A 16,612-nucleotide genomic window follows, 5' to 3' on the forward strand; every position below is an offset into this window, starting at 1 on the left:
ACAATCCTTTGATATCTGCAACACAATCCCATTGCCCGCAATTGGTGTGATGTATGCATAAACCACATCCATTCACAATTTGAGGAGGCTAATCATGTGGATGAGAACAGCAATCCTTGTGGCATATGTCCTCAGTTTTTTTATCTTCGCTGTGGGTGTCGGGGAAATTTACGCTGGACCCTTTTTTATCCCGAAGGGTAGCCCAAGGATCAAAATCAAACCGAATGCCGGCGGCTATCAGCTGAATCTCTACGATCGAGAAGGAAAACTGTTTCAATCTTTTGAGTCAAAAGCCTTTGCGTCTAAGCCCAAGTACCAGGCTTCGCAGGCTTTTAAGAAGCTTCTCGAACGAACGAGGAAGGAACAAGGCGCTTATATGCTGACCTCTCCTCAGGGAAAGGAAGGGGATGGTAAAGATACACCCGTAGAGATCTGGAGGGCGGAGCCGAATAAGACTCGTGGTGAAAACCAGGCGAGCGAGGGGCCCACTGCGGATAACGCGAATTCGGCAGAGGAAGTGATCGCCTCACTAAATGGCATCACGGCAGCTTGCGCCGCGGATGCAAAACTGTCAACCGATACGAATATATGTGATGAATTAGTTAATGAAATCGATGAGGCTGTGGCCAACTTCTCGACGACCCTTCAGGGCCAGTAATTAAGGATAACAATTTTCTCAATGTGACAGTAGATGAAAGAAGACATTCGAATAAGGTCACCGCTCGCGCTTGGATCTAACCCAGTCGGCAATAACAACGAACAGAGCCGGATGCTCGTAGATTTGACTGTGCTGCAGTGAAAAAGGGAGGGTCGGTTTCAGCCCGCTTGGTCGAAACAATGGCTCAAAGGTGTAACACTCACGCGGGACGGGCGGCTCTTGTTCTGCACTGATGTCTAGAGGAAGGTGTGGCAGAAACCTTCCTCCAGTTGAAACGAAGGAGGCAAGATAGACTCCCAATACTGTATACAAAGCCACTTGCGGACTTGTCTTCAAGAGTAGGACTAAGCTCATGGCGATTCCAAGCGGATAGACACGGGAACGACTGAAATATGCGCGGCCTAGCTTCTTTCGGAGAAAGTTGTCAGGCAGTCCCATGACCTCAAATACTCCGTTCAACAGCCAAAAGACAAGGTGAGCTGTCTTTAGCACATCACTCGCCTCATCGCCTGTTATTTTTGCAACAAGCATCTGGTTTTTTCCCAAGGATGGAGGCCCCATCTCTTGCACCCAGTAGCGAGCATTGTTTTGCCAAGTTTTAAAGAAGAGATTCAAGATTAGCGGAGACAGCACTATGACCAAGGCCACTTTCGCCAATGCTGGAAATCCTGTCCAGAATGGCAAAAAGAAGATACCCAGCCATGTGAGGGTAAGGATGACGGCAGCATGGATGGCAAAAAGTCCCGAATTCGGATCTCGAAGACGTACAAGCAAAAAGGGAGTAGCCATGCAGATGATTCCAGAAATTCTTTCCGCAAGCTCCGGAACTCTGAGGGCATACATCGCTATGTTGCCACCATGGCTATGCGCAACAACGAAATGACGGGCTTCAGGAGACTGGCGGAGGTCTTCAGCCAGTTTCTCACGCAATCTGTAGGCTGCATTCCTTCGTGCACGTAGTCCGTTCAACCCACTCCAGGTAAATTTGGAAACGGTTACTGTAGGTGGGAGACAGCCGGCAACTTGGTAGGACTGTTGAATACTAGCTTCAAGGGCGCGGCAGAAGATCGAATCAGGCATGGCCCAGGATGCGGATCTGGCAAAGGTCCCATGGACCGTGGTGACAGATATGACGTCTCGTCTCGAGGACATATTCCGATCAGGTCACGAGCCTCTAGCATTCGAGACTACCGCAGCTACTCAACCCGTCAAACTTTACATACCTAGATCACAGGTCAAACAGTCCCTCAGATAAGGGTCGAGGGAGACAAGAATTTCTCGGAGCTTGCCACTTAGCTTTTCAATCTCCGGTCTATTTCTGACGCTAGTAAGCCAGTGCTCGAACTTACTCACTGGCCTAGAGAACATATCCCTCTTATCCAAAACGGTGAATCCATCTTTCTGGAAACCAACGATAAAATCCGCAGGTACCACTAGCAGCTGCGTGACTACCTTGCCCACAGGATGTTCCTTAGGAACGTGGGCCAGGATCACATTTCGGGGTTGATGATAGAGAGAAACATGCATTCCTGAATCCACAGCTTGCTTTTGTGGTGCCCGGGCAAGGCGGAATCGCATCAGTTCTGACATACGCAGATCCCTTTATTTCAAAGTGATTGATCGAGCCACAACAACAAGCCTTCTCCGAACTCTGCGTTTACATGATCGCCAATGACCCTCTCGTAATCTATACGCCCATCAAATAATCGTCAAGCGCTGTTTCGTGAGCATATAAGTAAATGGTTGTATTATTACTAGACCCTGATACATGCACGCTACGAAGCGATACAATTAAATTAAATACTTATACATAACAATACTAACTTACATGCATCTCGCCTCAAGTCAAACGGCTCGTGAATCACCAATGAGCGGTGCTTCAGACTCTTCAAAATATATTGATCTGAACTGATCCCTTGAAGCTGGCGCATCTCATGTATTTTGGAGACTCCAAAGGACCCTTCACCAAACCCCACACTTTCCTAAGGCCAGGCATAAGCATAACCAAAACCATCAAAAAAGACGGGTCAGGTCTTGCACTCAAACATTTGCCGACTGGTAGCTGGCCGACTCCTGCTGCTCCCATTGATAGCCAACCGTTCAGTCGATGCTCTACTGCCACGATAGGGACGTATTCTCGCGCCGTCCGGCCTTCCGCCCCCACTCTTTTCTCCCGCTTGGGAGATGACGATCGCTGCTCCATCGCCGAGGAACGCGACCGGTTTGCCTGATCGACTCTCTGTCGTTTCGAAACTCCGGCGCCCTACTCCACGCGCTAGGGGTTAGGATTCCAGTTTCCGTCAATCGTTAGGTGCAGACGCAGAGCAAGTGAATGAACCTCTGTCGACAACCCAGAATTGGCTAACTGCTTGATTACAAGACCTGACCATAATCTGCTGCTCCATCTCGGAGCCCCCTCTTTTCGCCGTTTCGAGAGGGCAAATATCGCGGCCTCAGCAAGAATGGATTTATTCCGCTCTCACTTCTGAGACACTCGTCACTTGACTGTATCCTTTTCTCTCGCATCATGTATCCACTCGGATATTGCCCGTATTTAATGCCGCCACACGCCGATCCGTCATCTACCTGCAATTGTTCGTATTCATTGCCGATCGTACGACGGTGCATTTCTTGCGTGAGGATCATCCTTGTAACGGCGCCGAATCCAGTTCTACACCTGTGTCGTAGCACGAAAACAGATTGAGCGGCGAGTGGCGGCAACCATCCAATCGGAGGAGGAATCGGACATGGCACAGACATTTCGTGAATTACGCGAAGCGGTCGAACATGAATCGTTGACCTGGCAACCACTGACGGATCGGTCGGATACCGACCGCGTGGCACCGAAAAGTCTCGGTGGCGACACCAAAGGACTGCAGAAGGCGGAAGCGGTTCCGAGCATCGACTTCAAGGAGACGCTCGGTATCGGCACAAATCCGCGTCTCGCGATTCGTCGACTCGAACGCGGATTCGTGAGGCGGGAAGCACTCGAGGAACGGTTCAGAAAAAGCGAATTGATGAGGCTCGGGTACGGCGATCTCCCGGAATTATTGCAACGTGATGCACAGCCCGAAGGCGGTGCGGTCGCATCGGTGGATTGGCGCAATCGCTGGGGGACCAATTTCATTACGACGGTGCGTGATCAAAATCCTTGTAACGCCTGCTGGGCCTTTGCCGGTGTCGCCCTGGTTGAATCGATGGTGCGCATTGAAGACTCACTCTGGACGAGACTCTCGGAGGGTGATGTCCACCGCGGGATCGGCGCGCAATGTGCCGACTATGGCAACATTGGTAACGTCTCCAATTTCTTCACGAACAGCGGATTTGCCGACCCCGGCTGCTTTCCGTGGGCAACCAATACCCCGCCCTACACCCCAACCCCCGACCGCAACGGCAGAACGGTTCGAGGGCCGGCCTTTCAATGGGTCGGGACGGTGCAGCAAGCCAAGGACTGGATTGATACAGTTGGACCGCTGATCACCTGGCTGGAGGTTTACAACGACTTCTTCGCCTACGGCTCGGGCGTCTACCGCCGCAGTACTGCCCCGTCGAATACGCTGGCTGGGACGCATTTCATGTTGGTCATCGGCTATAGCGACGCGCTCCAGGCCTGGTTATGCAAGAACTCGTGGGGAACTGGTTGGGGCATGAGCGGCTTCTGCTGGGTAGCCTATGGAGATTCTGGGATCGATCGCTATGCCAAAGCCGGGGTGCGGAACGTCAACCCCGACCCTTGGACCAAGCGCCGGCTCCACAACGGCAACTTGTACGAAAGCGGCAACGGCGCCATGAACCGAAACCTCGAGGTGATGGGCGCGGGCAAAGGTCGAGTCCAGCACCGTTGGCGCGAGGGTGGCCCACCTTGGACCTGGGGCGTGGGTAAGAGTTTCGGCAGCGACGCGGCGGCCTGCCCCACCTTCACCGGAACAACGTTCACCCGCAATATGGAGTTGGTCTATTTGACGACGGCCAGTCGCCTTCACCATTGGTGGGGCCCAAGCGGAGGTACGGGACCGTGGAGCGACGGTGGAATCTTCGGTCCGACGGATTGCCGAGGCGTTCCCGGCTTTATCCAGGGAGACTATGGCGCACCGGGGAATTTCGAAGTGGTGGTCCTGGTGGGCGGTGGGCAACTCCAGCACGTGTGGCGTGATGGAGCAGGCTGGCATAACGGCGTGAAGTTCGGAACCGGCCTCGCCTATTCCGGAGCCACCCTGGTGCAAGGCACTTATGGGACACCGCATGGAAATTTGGAATGCGTCGCAGTTCGTTCCAATGGGACCATGCAACACTTTTGGCGCCATGAGCCGACCTTGACCTGGAACACCGGCATTGTCTTCGGCGCCGGAGTGGCCGGCTCGCCGGTGATGATCCAGGGTCAATACGGCATGCGCGATGAGTCCGGCCCACATGGGAATTTCGAGTTATGCGTGGCGGTCGGCGGACAGGTGCAGCATTGGTGGCGATGGAACGGTGGAGATGCGCAGTGGCGCCACAGTACGACATTCGGGCATGATGTGGCAGCAGTCGCAGGGATGTGCGAAGGACAATGGGGCATGAATTTGGAAGTCATTGTGCTGCGTCGCGACGGCCAACTCCAGCATTACTGGCGCGATGGTGCCGGATGGCATGAAGGTCCGGTGATCGGTCCTGCATGAGCGCGGATCAAGCGATACAGGAAGACTTTCGTCCCGGGCTTCCGGACCGGCTCGACGTTCGAGCCGGGACGGAAGCCCGCTTCCCTCTGCCTTCACGCGCGGGGGCGGGATACCAGTGGCACGTGTTCCTGATCGCGGGAGAGCGCGATGCTGCAACCCTCACGATCGAAACAGGTCACGCCCCGGAACAAGGTGCCATCCCTCAGAATCTGCCGGTGCCCATGCAACTGGTCGTGACCGGGTTACGCGAGGGGACCGCCCGGTGGAGACTGAGGCTCGTCCGTCCCTGGATGCCCGAGAGTCCGTTGGTGGATCAGGAGCTGCAGGTACTTGTGCAGTAACGTGGAATCAGACAGCCCATAGCCGCGACCCGCGTGACGCGCTTGACCCGATGCTGTCCCCATACTACCGGCACAGGACCAGTAATTAGAGTCAGGTCTTGCACTCAAACATTTGTCGGCTGGTAGCTGGTCGGCTCCCGCTCTCCTCATTGATAGTTGACGGTTCAGGCGATGCTCTCCTGCCACGACACGAACTTCTTATAGCGTCGTCTCGCCTTCCGCACCAACTCGTACTCCCCGCGCGCCAAATCAAAAGCACTGCCCCATCGCCGAGGAACTCGGCCGGTTTGCCTGATCGACTCTCCGTGGTTTCGAAACCCCGGCGCCCTACTCCACGCGCTAGGGGTTAGGATTCCAGTTTCCGTCAATCGTTAGGTGCAGACGCAGAGCAAGTGTATGAACCTCTGTCGCCAACCAAGAATTGGCCAACTGTGTGATTACAAGACCTGACCTTAATTTTCTCGAACCTGCTCCGCTTCATTGTCGTCCGACTCCCTTGGTGGGCCGGACTCTACTCAAATCTGGAGGAAATTGCGGTGCTCAGACCAACACGCATGACCCGGCAAAGAGTCGCCACGCGCCATTGGTGCCGCCAGGCATCGATAAACGCGAATCTCATACCCGTTCCTTGGCGAAGAACTGCGTGGCCTTTTTAAGATGTCCCTCTCCTCCTTCAGGATACGGTTCTCAACGCGCAACCGTTCATTCTCCAAAGCGAGATCGGCTTGCGGTGCCGACACCAGGTCAGCAGGACGGTAGACAGCCAACCACTTCCCCAGCGTCGACTTCCCAACCCCCAAATCCGCCGCAACCCGCGCACGGAGCAAACCACTGGTCAGCGCGATCCGCACCGCCTCCCGCTTAAACTCTTCGCTATGCTTGATCACCTCATCGGTCTCCTTGCGCGAGTGTTTAACTCTCAAGTGACCGGCACAAAACCGTGACAAGTCCATATTGAAAATGAATCGTGGAAGCGCTATCTTGAAATGTCGATACTTCGATCGAAAGGATTACAATATGGCTAGTGGCTGGGCACCAGATGGCGCAGTACAAGAGCAGATCGAGGACAGCATCAAGGATGCCGTGGCAGGCGCTCGGGCGCGAATGCCAAGCGGAAAGTCGCTCACACATTGTGAGGATTGCGGTGCTCCGATCCCCGCAAAGCGTCAGGCAGCCTTACCGGGTGTGCGGACCTGCATTACTTGTCAGGTTGAACGTGACCGCCGCCCGCGGATTGGCGGTATTAATAGGCGCGGCAGCAAGGACAGCCAACTGCGTTGATCGAGCAATCGAGTAGCGGCGTTGCACTTCCGAGGCTTTAGCGACCCTCAACTTTCCGGATAGAACCAGAGAGTCTGTATTGCGAGGCGGGTTGGTATCTTCTCAGGATGATCTATCATCACGCGTTTGCGGCAAGCCAAGGTAGGCGGCCAGATATGGGGCGGTACGCCCAGAGCTTCGCGCCAACTCCAACGGTGGTGCTGATGCAACAACTTTTCCGCCATTGTCGCCGGCGCCGGGGCCGATATCGATAACCCAGTCGCTCGCCGCCACCACGCGCATGTCGTGCTCAACCACGATGACGGTGTTGCCCGAATCCACGAGGGAACCGAGCTGCGCGATCAACCTATCCACATCGGCCGGGTGCAATCCGGTAGTGGGCTCATCCATTACGTAAAGTGCGTCACCACGCTGCGCACGTTGTAGCTCAGTGGCGAGTTTGATCCGCTGGGCCTCGCCACCCGAAAACTCGGTCGCCGGCTGTCCAAGCCGCAGATAGCCAAGCCCCACCTCGCGCAATAAGGTCAGCGAGCGGCGTGCCTGTGGTTCATCGCTAAAAAAAGCCCACGCTGTATCGATAGTCATTTCCAACACTTCGGCGATCGACTGGTCGCAATATCTGATCTCAAGGGTCTGGGGATTGTAGCGGGTCCCGTGACAGACCGAGCACGGTGCATAGACGCTGGGTAAAAATAGCAGTTCTACCATCACCGCCCCCTCACCCTTGCAATTTGGGCACTGACCTTTGGCGACATTAAAAGAAAATCGCCCGGCATCATAGCGGCGCGCACGCGCTTCTGGCGTTGCGGCAAACAGGCGCCGGATATGGTCAAACAATCCGGTGTAGGTCGCCAGATTGGAGCGCGGAGTACGGCCGATTGGCTTTTGATCAACGCGAACCATACGCGCGATGCCTCCCATTCCGGAAGCAATCTCGCCGCCCTGAGTCACAACCGCTTCGTGCTCCAGATCATCAACCTCGGGCTCGTCTGGGGAGATCTCGGCCCCTAGCCGCTTAGCAACCAGTTCTACCAGCACTTGGCTTACTAAGCTGGATTTGCCCGATCCAGAAACGCCGGTCACAGCCGTGAGGACACCTTTGGGGAAAGCAACGCTTAGGTTGTCGAGATTGTTACGTGTCACGCCTCTGAGGCTTAGCCAACCCTTGGGCTCGCGCGTAGCGCGCTTCTGCCGTGGAGAATCGCTCTCGAACAGGTAATGGCGGGTCTGTGAAGCTTCTATATTCCGCAGGCCATTTGGAGGGCCACTGTAAAGAATGTGGCCGCCGAACTCGCCCGCTGCGGGTCCGACATCGACAATCCAGTCAGCGCGACGGATGACATCCAAATCATGTTCGACGACAAAGAGTGAATTGCCTGCAGCCTTGAGTTGGTCGAGTGCGATCAACAACGACTCGGTGTCGGCGGGGTGCAGTCCTGCAGAGGGCTCGTCCAGGACGTAAACAACACCAAACAGGTTCGAACGGATCTGGGTTGCTAGCCGCAGGCGCTGCAATTCGCCGGGAGAAAGTGTCGGCGTACCGCGCTCAATTGTTAGATATCCGAGACCCAGCTCGAGCAGTGTTGCCAGACGCGCGTTGAGATCCTCGGTGATCCTCCGCATGACCAGCGCCTTTTCGGGGTGCTCGACGGCGATGATCTTCAGGCGAGGTTCAGTACCGTCGGCATAGGGCCGAATAACTCCGTCCAGTTCCTCAAGCGGCAGGCGCGACAATTCCGCCAAGTCTAGACCCGCAAACTTGACCGAGAGTGATTCCGAACGTAGCCGTTTACCGTCACACAATGGGCACAGATTGCTGAGCATGAACTGGAGCGCCCGCCTCTTCATCGCTTGGCTCTGGGTATTCGCGAACGAATGCAGCACATGTCGGCGCGCGCTGGTGAAGGTTCCCTGATAGCTAGGCTCTTCCTTGCATTTCAGCGCGCGCCGCGTCTCTTTCGGTGTCAGACCAGCATAGACTGGCACCACAGGCTGCTCGTTGGTGAATAGAATCCATTCACGCTGCTTTTTCGGCAGTTCGCGCCACGGGCGATCCACATCGATCCCCAAAGAGACCAGAATATCGCGTTGGTTCTGTCCGCCCCAAGCCGTCGGCCATGCTGCGATTGCACGTTCGCGGATTGTCAGGCTGTCGTCGGGAACAAGTGTTTGTTCGGTGACCTCATAGACGCGACCCAAACCGTGGCACGTAGGACAGGCACCTTCGGCAGTGTTGGGCGAAAAGGATTCGGCGTAGAGTAGCGGCTGATCGGGAGGATAGTCGCCCGCACGGGAATAAAGCATGCGCAAAAGATTCGACAGCGTTGTGACGCTGCCCACTGTTGAGCGGGTTGTGGGCGATCCGCGTTGCTGTTGCAGCGCGACTGCTGGTGGCAGGCCATCAATTTGATCCACTTCCGGCACCGCCAATTGGTGAAACAGTCGGCGCGCATAGGGAGACACGGACTCTAGGTAACGCTTTTGCGCCTCGGCATAGATCGTTCCGAACGCGAGCGAGGATTTTCCAGATCCGGAAACACCTGTAAACACGACCAGTGAATCACGAGGGATGGCTACATCTATGTTCTTCAAATTGTGTTCGCGCGCGCCACGCACGTGAACCATCCCGTCTGAGCTCTTTCGGGAAATGTGGCGCACCATAATAACCCCCAAGAGGATGACTTTCGAACACAGATTTATGCTAGCCTAAGCGAGGAATAGCGTCCAGTAGCGTTGAATGACTGAATAGCCTCTAGTTTTCTAGACGCCTTCCGCTTTCACAATCTGCTGCCGTTCGAACTCGACGGGCGACAACATCCCGTTCCTGACCTGCTTGCGCACCGGATTATAGAACATCTTGATGTAATCGAACATGTCCTGCCTGGCTTCCTCCCGTATATAGGGGTCAGGTCTTGCAATCAAACACATCCCGGTGCGTAGCGGGCTGACTCCCGCGCCTCCATTGATAACTGACCGTTCAGTCGATACTCTACCGCCACGACACAGACTTCTTCTAGCACCGCCCGCCCTTCCGCACCAACTCTTACTTCCTGTGCGCCAAATCAAAAACGCTGCCCACCGCCGAGGAACGCGGCCGGTTTGTTCGATCAACTCTTCGTCGTTTCGAAACTCCGACGCCCTCCTCCACGCCCTGGGCTTTCAGTCCGCGGTGGCGATGAATCACTAGGTTCGGATCGCGGGGCAAGTGAATGAACACCTGCCGCCAACCAAGAATTGGCTAAGTGCTTGATTACAAAACCTGACACTAATATGGTGGTCACCTGTTTGAGTCCGAGCGTGACGATGGTGGCAATGGTTAGGCCAGTCGTTCGATCGATGCCGCCTATCACGACGAAGCCCACATGATCCGTGATTTCGTCAGCTTCGTCGGCTTGCCGCCGACCGCATTCGTTAAGCAGGCGTAACATTTTTCCAAGATTTCAGTTCTGACAAGGTGCAGAGTGTGGCCGAAGGAGATTTGCTATGATCGTGCCGACCGGATTTTCAGCCGTGACTCCATACATCTTCGCGCGAGAAGCCGACGGTTACGTTCGCTTTTTGCGAGAAGCCTTCGGCGGTGAGGAACTTGGACGAAGTGTCGCGCCGAGTGGCCGCATCGCCAATTGCCAAATCAACATCAACGGCGCCACGCTGATAACCAGCGAAGCGAGTGCGGACTTTCCGCCGAGTAGCGCCGCCTTCTACCTATATGTGGCGGACGCCGAGACCGCGATGGCGAAATCGATCGATGCCGGGGCGGCGGAGATCATGGCAGTCGCTGATATGCCATATGGCGACCGCCAAGGTGGAGTACGCGATCCTGCTGGAAACATCTGGTGGATTTCGCAGCGCCTGACCGACGAACCCTATTTCCGTTAAGTGGGATCGGCAACGGACGGTTCCGAGGCGCCCTTTCAGCTTAACTTGCGACGGGCACGGATGGGGCGGCATTGCTGCCCATCGCACGCCACTCTTGTCGGCGCCGCCGCAAGTCTCGAAACCACGGGGCTGCACCAGTCTCATGAACCACATCCTATCGATACTGGCCGCGGCCTGCATAAGGTGCTCAACGAACAGGCCGAACACATGGATGGATGCATCCGACCGATGCTCATCAAGACTCAAACACATCCTGCACCGCGAGGGCCGTCCACACATGGGCCTTGCCTGACTGTCGACCCGCATCGAGTAGCTATGGCCGACCACAGGCAGTGACGGAGTTCGGCCTTATCGTTATTGACGAAAGGTGGCCTTGCTTCTCCGGCAAGAGCAATTTGGGAACCAATGTTCTTCGCATTGCGTCATTTGACTCTGTCCAGGAACGCTTTGATGACAGTGGCCACTTCGCCTTGGCGTGCAACCAGTGCATGGCCTCCGGTTGGGAAAATTACGAGTTCAGACATCGGGTTTTGCTTAGCCCATTCTCTAGCGCGACGGGCAGTCTCGAACCCGTCGTCACGCGCGCTGATAAGGAGTATGGGGCATGCAAGGCGAACCGTTTCGCGATGTGGATTTGCGTTGGCTGTTTCAATGTCAAACACCATCCCCTGTCGTCGCGCAGAAACAGGTAAGAGCCCCTGTAGAAGGTCGGCAATTCGCTGGCGTTCTTTCAAGTCTGCCCTGCCTATCACGTCAGGATCGGTGGCGAGCATCGCTCGCGAGAAGAGGCTCGGCATCAGCGACGTGGAACGAGCGGCGATCCACGCCGCAAAATCGGACCGGAAAACTGCCTCAAAAATCAAGCCGCCTCGCATCTTCTGTCCTTCAGGCAGATAGTCTGCGGGGACTATCAATATTAGTGCCCGGCACTTGTCGGGGTGACGCCGGGCGAATTCAATGGATGACCACGTTCCTGCAGAGACGCCGAGCATCACCACGCGCTCAATCTTGAGGTGCGCCATCAGTGCCGCATATCCATCGGCCTGCATAGCCACAGAAAAATGCTTCGGCATTGAAGAACGAAGATAGCCCGCGCGAGATGGAGCAACCACCCTGAACCCCAACGCAGGCAAACGCTGTGTCATTGCTATGCCTTGGTCAAAGCCACCACCTGACCCATGAGCCACCATGACGACATCGCCTTCGCCCCTGTCGGCAAATTCGATGGTGCTATCTGGTCCTCTCAACAGTTCACTTCCTGTCGCAACACGAGATTTCGCGATCGACAGATCATGCCGATAGACCAAGATGGTCATCGCCAACGCTATGGTGAGAACAAGTAGCAATATAAGGGACAGGTCTTGCAATCAAACACCTCCCGGCGAGTAACAGACCGTTCAGTCGAAGCTCTCCTGTCACGACACGAACTTCTTCTAGCACCGCCCGCCCTTCCGCACCAACGCTTATTTCCTGTGCGCCAAATCAAAAACGCTGCCCCATCGCCGACGAACGCGGCCGGTTTGTTCGATCAACTCTCCGTCGTTTCGAAACCCCGACACCCCCTTCCACGCGTCAGGCCTCCAGTTTTCGTTAATCGTTAAGGAAGATCGCAAGACTTTTAATGGAACCCTATCGCCAAGCAACTATTTGGTAAATGTTTGATTACAAGACCTGGCCTCATTCTGGCGGAAAAATCGGTGGCCGGATCATCAAACACCCTAACGACTGAATAGGCGCTGATAAAGTCAGTAGCTTGTGTATCAGAGAACCCCGCGCTCTTTAGAGCCGTCTTAAGCGCGAACTTGGGGTCAGGTCTTGCAATAAAACATTTATCGGCTGGTAGCTGGCTGAGTCTTGCGTCCGGTCGTCGCCGGCGATTTGCATCACCTGAACGGCTATCGGCACAGCACTACAATCCGTGCCGGAGCTGTGGGCTCGCGCGCCCTTCACCCTCTTAGGGGCGTTGCTCCCCGGCCATCCCTTTACACATTCGGCATCCGCCCGTTGTCTGGCGGTCCGAGGATTCCGCCTCACCCTCAGCCTCGACGATTCGCCTGCCTCCTAACAACCATCCTAATCGTCGGCGCTGCCCGGTGCTTTCAAACAGGGTTGATAATCGTCGGCCGACTGTTCGGCCCGGCGTTTTACCTACTGCACCTGGCACTGCTCTTCTTTGAGGCACCGGCCGTCCTACTCGATCACGCTGAATTCATAGCGGGAACCGGTTAACGCCGCCAGCAATTCCGACGCATGGTCGCGGCCGCGCGTTTCCATAGTTACGTCCAACGCCGCTTCGTTCAGCCCGACGCCATAGTGGGCGCGGTTGTAGGACGTTTCCACGATGTTGGCGCTGGCCTTGGCGATCACTGAGGTCAATCCTTCAAGCGAGCCGGGATAATCCGGAAGCCGCACGCGCAGCCGCAGCCGCCTTCCATCCCTGACCATTCCCCGCTCGATGATGCGGGCCAGCAGATTCACATCCAGATTCCCGCCGGACACGAGCACCGCGATGTTTTTGCCGCGATGACCGGTCTTGCCCTGCAGCAAAGCCGCCAGAGCCACGGCCCCAGCCCCCTCCGCCACGGTCTTCTCTCCCTCAAGCAGCGTGAGGATTGCCGCGGCGATCTCATCTTCATCGACGGTGACCATCTGATCGACGTAGCGTTGCACCAACGGCAACGTACGGAAACCGGCTTTCCTCACCGCGATCCCGTCCGCCAAGGTCGGGCCGGCCGGCAGTTCGACCGGACCGCTGTTCTGGAGCGCGACGGCCATCGATGGGAGGCTGGTTGTTTGCACACCAACGACTTCAATCTTGCTCGCGCGTTCCTTCACTGCGCATCCAACCCCGCCGATCAGCCCTCCGCCTCCTACCGGTACCACGATCACATCCAAGGTCGGATTCTGCCGTAGCAGTTCCAAGCCGAGTGAACCCTGCCCTGCGATCACCTCGTCGTCATCGAAGGGATGGATGAAGGTGGCCTGTCGCTCCAGACTTTGCTCCATGGCCGCCCGGCACGCCTCGTCGTAATTCTCACCGTGGAGGACGACATCCGCGCCGTGATTGCGCGTCGCCGAGAGCTTCACCAGAGGAGTCGATCGCGGCATCCAAATCTGGACGGGAATGTTTCGTTGCGTTGCGTGGTAGGCCACACCCTGCGCGTGGTTGCCGGCCGAGGCTGCAATGACGCCGCGGCGCCGTTCCTGATCGGTCATCATGAGAATCCGATTAAGCGCGCCCCGCTCCTTGAACGACCCCGTCATCTGAAGGTTTTCGAGCTTGAGGAAGATGGTATTGCCGGTAAGCCGGGACAAGGTCCTGGAATGAACCAATGGAGATTCATAGATCGATGGTCCGATACGTGTAGCCGCAGCTGCTATCGACTGAACTGTCACCATGCCCTGCTCTCCTTTCACTGTATCAGCCTGCTTTCGACAACAAAAAATCCCCTGACGGGATTGAATCCGCCCGCGAGAGAATAGTGGGGTCAGGTCTTGCAATTAAATACATCCCAGCGAGTAGCAGGCCGTTCAGTCGCTGCTCTACTGCCACGACAGGGACGTCTTCTCGCGCCGTCCGGCCTTCCGGCCTTCCGCCCCCACTCATTTCTCCCGCGTGGGAGATGACAATCGCTGCCCCATCGCCGAGGAACGCGGCCGGTTTGTTCAATCAACTCTCCGTCGTGCCGAAACCTCGACGCCCCCCTCCACGCTTTCGGCTTGCAGTTACCGTCAATCGCCAGGTGCACGGATCGCGGGACACCTAAATGAACCCTATCGCCAGCCAAGACTTGCCTAAATGCTGGTTGACAAGATCTGCCCTCAGCCAGTGCACTGATTTCTGACGCTGCAGAAAGTGCAGCTCGTGATTGAAGCCCGGCAGAGGGAATACAACGAGGTGCGGACGCACAGCTCCATGGGGAATATGACACCCATGGAGTTCATCAACCACCATCACAACCAGCCTCAGATCGCGCAGGAATTAACTTCGGTGGCCGTGGTGTAACAAATGGGGAACGGTCATTTTGAGCTACGTAGTCGTTGTGCGATTCATCACCGGCCCGAGTAAAGCGATGGAGCAGACCGGTGTATGCCGTCCTTTCGTCAGTCCATGCGGCCAAGTCCACACTATCTGAAGTTAAACACCTCTGCGCTTACTTCTTGACACAACGAAGGTCTGACCGCTGGATCTCTGCGATCTTCTGATCATCGAATGGAATAGGAGCACAGCCGTGCCCCTTTTCGCAGACGAAGTCAAATCTTGCCGCCGGTTGATGGCAACTTAAGCACGTGACCCCTTGGGAACGATTCACCACTTGCTCGCCTCGATCGGCGATCTTGGTCCCTTCCTTGGAGACATCCAGAAAGAAAAACTCCCAGCCGTTCGTATTGGGGAACTGTTCGCGTGGATGTTTCACCATGGCTTCAAACGGAACCAGTTGGAGGATGGTGCCGACTGGATACTCCTTGTCCGGCACGCTGTCTCGGAAGATCTGCATCGCTTCTTTCAATTTCTCCGGATTTGAATGTCTGAAACGCGTATTACGGACCTTTGGCCAGTCGAGGATGCAGCCGAAGGTGTCTTCGGAAACAGTGAGATCTTCAGCGGACGCACTCGAGGGCATGGACAAGCCAAGCCCAGATGCAAGTAGGATCCCCGTGCAGACCCACACAGATAGATGACACCAAACCTTGATGGACTTCCTCATGGTAGATACTCCTTTCACCTGTGAGCCTATCACCAGCTTGGCAAATATATAGAGCGGGCTTGGTTCATTGCAACGAGGAGCAATAGATACGAGAGACAGGGTTAGATTGAGGTGGCCCGGATTTGACAGACACCTCCAAGCTCTGGCACAAGACCCTCGTTGTACGCAGCGCTGACCTCCAGAAGTGGCCATCGGGGCAACGCCACTGCCTTCGAGGGAGCCGAGATGATGGTGATTGGCGACGCGTGATCAGGCAAGACGAACGTGCTACAGAAGCGCCTCGCCAAGGTTGGCTCCCCGTGGTTGAGCCAGAATAGTTTTGACGAGGCGGCCGCCCGCAGGATATCCCAATCGCTCGAGGAATGTGGTACAAGAAAATATGTGTGGTCTCTCTGGATACGTAGCCAGACGAATACGTATTAGGCAGATCCTCTCGCTGCGGAATGGCTTGTTGGGAACGTTGACTGTTCGAGTGTTCCTGGGCCTCGCATTGTTCTCGGCCTGTCTCCCCAATTCGACCCTGGGCGAGACAGGACGTCTCGAATTGCTCCCCGTGCGGCCCTTCGGTATAGATCTCGCCTTCCGCCAGTCTTTCACTCCAGGCGGTCGGGAACTTGGTTTGCAGGCGAGCCTGACCGCGCTGCAGTACAGCGATTTCGAGGTACGCGCGACCTATCAGTATTTCGGCTTCGCATCCCACGAACGTCATGCCGGCGTGCATTCCCTCTATCTCAATCCGCGCTGGAACAACTTTCTGGATATCTTGGACTTTCCGAGCGGCCCGTCAATCGGCCGTCTGCTGCGGCATCTGCTATTCGGGCTGCTGGAGGACCGGGCGGTTCCGTATATCGGTGCGGTGCTGGGTTCGGCCTTGACCGGGCCGGACAACCGCCCCCCAAGCTACCTCTTGGGCGGGCAAGTCGGTGTGCGGTTTCCAGTCGCCCACACCGTTTCGCTTGACCTTGCCCTGTCGTATTTTGCCTACGGAGTGAGCTTCGATGAGCACGGCGACCGAGAGCGCCAATTACTGTTTACAACGGGGTTCGTCTTCTAGCTGCCACATCGATCACACGGTCCGCGTCGATT

At 56.0% G+C, this 16,612-nt stretch carries 13 protein-coding genes and 2 pseudogenes; 6 read left to right on the plus strand and 9 right to left on the minus strand.

The annotated features are described in order from the left end of the window. The first annotated feature begins 94 nt into the window (after positions 1–94). Positions 95–658, plus strand: coding sequence for a hypothetical protein (locus V9G17_02670; GenBank protein ID MEI2751480.1), 564 nt, complete (start codon positions 95–97; stop codon positions 656–658). Between the two features lie 57 nt (positions 659–715). On the opposite strand, the gene V9G17_02675 is transcribed toward V9G17_02670, so the two are convergent. Both V9G17_02675 and V9G17_02680 read right to left on the minus strand, forming a co-directional pair. Further along, a complete protein-coding gene (locus tag V9G17_02675) occupies positions 716–1,738 on the minus strand; it encodes a hypothetical protein (GenBank protein ID MEI2751481.1) in 1,023 nt (340 codons plus the stop codon). Between the two features lie 135 nt (positions 1,739–1,873). Next, positions 1,874–2,248 carry a hypothetical protein gene (locus V9G17_02680; GenBank protein ID MEI2751482.1) on the minus strand — a complete coding sequence of 125 codons (375 nt, stop codon included), beginning with the start codon at positions 2,246–2,248 and terminating at the stop codon, positions 1,874–1,876. Positions 2,249–3,405: 1,157 nt separating this feature from the next. Between V9G17_02680 and V9G17_02685 the strand changes: the two genes are divergently transcribed. Together V9G17_02685 and V9G17_02690 are read left to right on the plus strand one after the other, a co-directional pair. Beyond that, positions 3,406–5,316 carry a C1 family peptidase gene (locus tag V9G17_02685; GenBank protein ID MEI2751483.1) on the plus strand — a complete coding sequence of 637 codons (1,911 nt, stop codon included), beginning with the start codon at positions 3,406–3,408 and terminating at the stop codon, positions 5,314–5,316. Further along, complete coding sequence (locus tag V9G17_02690; protein MEI2751484.1) at positions 5,313–5,657, plus strand: hypothetical protein; 345 nt, start codon at positions 5,313–5,315, stop codon at positions 5,655–5,657. Before V9G17_02685 ends, V9G17_02690 begins: the two co-directional genes overlap by 4 nt. A 646-nt stretch (positions 5,658–6,303) precedes the next feature. Here V9G17_02690 and V9G17_02695 read toward each other — a convergent pair. The 3 genes and pseudogenes from V9G17_02695 to V9G17_02705 form a co-directional block, all read right to left on the minus strand. Then, positions 6,304–6,544: pseudogene (locus tag V9G17_02695) on the minus strand (transposase). A gap of 496 nt (positions 6,545–7,040) precedes the next feature. Continuing rightward, entirely contained in the window at positions 7,041–9,563 is a 2,523-nt protein-coding gene (locus V9G17_02700; GenBank protein ID MEI2751485.1) for an excinuclease ABC subunit UvrA, read from the minus strand. 135 nt (positions 9,564–9,698) lie between these two features. After that, positions 9,699–9,833, minus strand: a pseudogene (locus V9G17_02705) (IS3 family transposase). 588 nt (positions 9,834–10,421) lie between these two features. Between V9G17_02705 and V9G17_02710 the strand changes: the two are divergent. Next, complete coding sequence (locus V9G17_02710) at positions 10,422–10,817, plus strand: VOC family protein (GenBank protein MEI2751486.1); 396 nt, start codon at positions 10,422–10,424, stop codon at positions 10,815–10,817. 422 nt (positions 10,818–11,239) lie between these two features. Here the strand turns inward: V9G17_02710 and V9G17_02715 are convergent, their stop codons facing one another. The 3 genes from V9G17_02715 to V9G17_02725 form a co-directional block, all read right to left on the minus strand. Further along, positions 11,240–12,184, minus strand: coding sequence for an alpha/beta hydrolase (locus V9G17_02715; protein MEI2751487.1), 945 nt, complete (start codon positions 12,182–12,184; stop codon positions 11,240–11,242). A gap of 823 nt (positions 12,185–13,007) precedes the next feature. After that, positions 13,008–14,216, minus strand: coding sequence for a threonine ammonia-lyase (gene ilvA / locus V9G17_02720; GenBank protein ID MEI2751488.1), 1,209 nt, complete (start codon positions 14,214–14,216; stop codon positions 13,008–13,010). Positions 14,217–14,238: 22 nt separating this feature from the next. Beyond that, positions 14,239–14,487 (minus strand): hypothetical protein, encoded by a 249-nt coding sequence (locus V9G17_02725; GenBank protein ID MEI2751489.1) that lies wholly within the window; start codon positions 14,485–14,487, stop codon positions 14,239–14,241. 177 nt (positions 14,488–14,664) lie between these two features. Here V9G17_02725 and V9G17_02730 point away from each other — a divergent pair, with 177 nt between their 5' ends. Continuing rightward, positions 14,665–14,823: an integrase core domain-containing protein gene (locus V9G17_02730; GenBank protein ID MEI2751490.1), complete on the plus strand. Its 159-nt coding sequence runs from the start codon at positions 14,665–14,667 to the stop codon at positions 14,821–14,823. A 148-nt stretch (positions 14,824–14,971) separates the two neighbouring features. Here V9G17_02730 and V9G17_02735 read toward each other — a convergent pair whose 3' ends face one another. Then, positions 14,972–15,316 (minus strand): cytochrome P460 family protein, encoded by a 345-nt coding sequence (locus V9G17_02735; GenBank protein MEI2751491.1) that lies wholly within the window; start codon positions 15,314–15,316, stop codon positions 14,972–14,974. Between the two features lie 661 nt (positions 15,317–15,977). Here V9G17_02735 and V9G17_02740 point away from each other — a divergent pair. Then, positions 15,978–16,580 (plus strand): hypothetical protein, encoded by a 603-nt coding sequence (locus V9G17_02740; protein MEI2751492.1) that lies wholly within the window; start codon positions 15,978–15,980, stop codon positions 16,578–16,580. Positions 16,581–16,612 lie beyond the last annotated feature (32 nt).

Origin of the sequence: Nitrospira sp., assembly GCA_037045225.1 — a bacterium.
GTDB lineage: Bacteria > Nitrospirota > Nitrospiria > Nitrospirales > Nitrospiraceae > Nitrospira_A.